1 protein-coding gene is annotated in these 361 nt (G+C 72.3%); it reads right to left on the bottom strand.

Annotated features, from left to right (window positions below; translation table 11 throughout):
• Positions 1 to 66 precede the first annotated feature (66 nt).
• Positions 67 to 361, bottom strand: a 295-nt coding sequence (locus tag Q673_RS33410) for an integrating conjugative element protein (protein WP_023007138.1), incomplete at its 5' end; no start/stop codon positions are given.

Raw genomic sequence — 361 nt, 5'->3', positions numbered from 1 at the left:
GGTGTTGAGCTCTACCGCCGGGCGCAGCAGCGCCTCCAGAGGGTGTGACTGGCTCATCGCTCGCTCCTACTGCTCCAGCCCCTGAGCCGTCACCAGCACCGGGTAGTGGGCAAGGCCCAGCCGACCGGCCAGGTCGTCCCCCGGTGTGGGGCGCAGCTCGAGCCCCGGCACCGCCTCGCGCAGGCGCTCAAGCCCCTCGGGTGTGGCCACCTCGACGACCAGCCCCACGGCGTTAAGCTCGCGCAACACGTCCCCTCGGGCCTTCAACCAGCGCAGCGACAGCGGGTCGTCCCCGACCAGGAAGAAGGGCGTCATGCGGCCCGGGAGCTCGAGCGGGCGGAAGCGCACCTCGCCGGGCGAT

Source organism: Halomonas sp. PBN3, assembly GCF_000475415.1.
Classification (GTDB): domain Bacteria; phylum Pseudomonadota; class Gammaproteobacteria; order Pseudomonadales; family Halomonadaceae; genus Halomonas; species Halomonas shengliensis.
The sequence above is the reverse complement of the archived record's forward strand: the minus strand, read 5'-3'. Positions and strand labels throughout refer to the sequence as shown.